Source organism: Streptomyces glaucescens (assembly GCF_002154375.1).
GTDB lineage: Bacteria > Actinomycetota > Actinomycetes > Streptomycetales > Streptomycetaceae > Streptomyces > Streptomyces glaucescens.
On the sequence record NZ_MUND01000139.1, the window covers coordinates 1 to 1,571 of the forward strand.

2 protein-coding genes are annotated in these 1,571 nt (G+C 73.3%); one reads left to right on the forward strand and one right to left on the reverse strand.

Annotated elements, in window-relative coordinates; translation table 11 throughout:
• Positions 1-74: 74 nt before the first annotated feature.
• Positions 75-539, reverse strand: a complete 465-nt coding sequence (locus CCN42_RS10380) for an Lrp/AsnC family transcriptional regulator (RefSeq protein WP_086734789.1) — start codon at positions 537-539, stop codon at positions 75-77.
• A 111-nt stretch (positions 540-650) separates the two neighbouring features.
• On the opposite strand from CCN42_RS10380, the gene CCN42_RS10385 reads away from it, so the two are divergent.
• Positions 651-1,571 (forward strand): Glu/Leu/Phe/Val dehydrogenase dimerization domain-containing protein (locus CCN42_RS10385; RefSeq protein ID WP_086734791.1); only part of this gene is annotated, 921 nt, incomplete at its 3' end.

The window sequence follows — 1,571 nt, forward strand, 5'->3', positions numbered from 1 at the left end:
GGGCGGGAGGAAGCGGGGCGGGACGGCGTAGCGGAGGCCGTCGGCCGCTCGGGGTCAGGGGCGGACGGGGTTGTCTAGTCCGCTCCCGGCAGCCGGACCGGTGATGTGTTGCTCACCTGCTGGAAGACGACCGACGTGCGGAAGCCGGTGACCTCGGTGCGCTTGCTGAGGTGGTCGGTGAGGAAGGCGTGCAGGTGGTCGAGGTCCTGGACGGCGACGTGGAGGAGGAAGTCGTCGCCGCCGGAGAGGACGAAGACGTGCAGGACCTCGGGCAGGCCGGCGGCGAAGGACTTGAAGCCGTCGATGACGGCACGGCTGAGCGGGCGGACCTGGACGGAGACGAGTGCCTGGGTGCCGCGGTTGAGTGCGGCGGGGTCGATGTCGGCGTGGTAACCGCGGATGACACCGCGGCGGTGCAGGGAGCGCACCCGTTCCAGGCAGGTCGACGGGGCGATGCCGAGTTTGCGGGCGAGTTCGCGGTTGGACTGCCGCGCATCCGTCTGGAGCAGCCGGACTATCGCCGAATCAAGTTCGTCCATGGGCGGTCACCATAGCCTGAGTTCAGCCATTCGTTCGGTGGAGGTCCGGTAACGCGCGCTGCTCGCGCAGGATTTGGCGTGTTCCAGCGGACGAATGGAAGGACGACGGTCATGCTCGACCATGAGCGCGTCGCGGTTCACACCGGTCGGCGGTCCCGGCTGCCGGTGATCGTGGCCGTGCACTCCACCGCGCTCGGACCCGCCGTGGGCGGCCTCCGGCTGTGGCACTACCCCGACTGGCGGGACGGGCTGGCCGACGCGCTGCGTCTGTCGGCCGCGATGACCTCGAAGCTCGCGGTGGCGGGGCTGCCCAGCGGCGGTGGCAAGGCGGTCGTCGCGCTGCCGGAGGGCGAACGTCTGGACCCCGGCCGCCGTCTCGACGTGCTGCGGGACGTCGCGGAGGTCATCGCCTCACTGGACGGGGCGTACGCCACCGGTCCGGACGTCGGCACCGGCCCGGACGACATGGCCGTCATCGCGGAGTCCACCCCACACGTCTTCTGCCGGCCGGAGCGGCTGGGCGGCAGCGGCGACTCCTCCCCGCACACCGCGCGGGGCACGCTCGCCGCGCTGCGGGCCGTGGCCCGGCGGCTGTACGGCACGCCGAGCCTGGCCGGGCGTACCCTTGCGGTGGCCGGGCTGGGCCGGGTCGGGGCCCGCCTGGCGCGGCTGCTGGCCGCCGAGGGCGCTGAGTTGACGGTCACCGACATCGACGCCGGCAAGCGGGCGCTGGGTGAGGAGCTGGGGGCCGTGTGGCGGGCGCCCGAGGAGATCCTCGCCGTGGACGCCGACATCCTGGTCCCGGCCGGCCTCGGCGGTGTGCTGAGCGCGCGGAGCGTGGCCGGGCTGCGCTGCCGGGCCGTCGTCGGTCCGGCCAACAACCAGCTGACCGGTCCCGAGGTCGCCGATCTGCTGCACGAGCGCGGCATCCTCTGGGTGCCCGACTACGTCGCGAGCGCCGGCGGAGTCGTCAACGCCGTCAGCGTCGAGGTGCACGGGCTGGGCGCCGAGCAGGCCCGCCTGCGCGTCGAC